This window comes from Lysinibacillus sp. GbtcB16 (genome assembly GCF_019091145.1).
Classification (GTDB): domain Bacteria; phylum Bacillota; class Bacilli; order Bacillales_A; family Planococcaceae; genus Lysinibacillus; species Lysinibacillus fusiformis.
The window spans coordinates 1-259 of sequence record NZ_JAGXJV010000578.1; the positions used below are offsets into that span (position 1 = coordinate 1).

General features: G+C 35.9%; 1 protein-coding gene. It reads right to left on the reverse strand.

Going from position 1 to position 259, the window contains the following annotated elements:
- A partial coding sequence (locus tag KVT27_RS25300) for an MGDG synthase family glycosyltransferase (protein WP_483307989.1) occupies positions 1–259 on the reverse strand: 259 nt, incomplete at both ends.

Sequence of the window (259 nt, forward strand, 5' to 3'; positions counted from 1 at the left end):
ACTCCGAACTGGAATTCCTGATTCAACAATTTGGTCCGCAAGTACACCGAAATCAACCATCAATTCTTTCACATGACTCGTAGCAACAATATAACGATCTACTTCTCGATGAATCCATATTTTGTGCACGCAAAAATCCGTTAATACGTTATAGACAGGAATTGAAATACCTGTTTGTTTCTTCAATTCTGGTACAGCGATAATTGGAAATGTATTAATTACAATATCTGGTTTCTCCACCTGTAACAGTGTTTTCAAA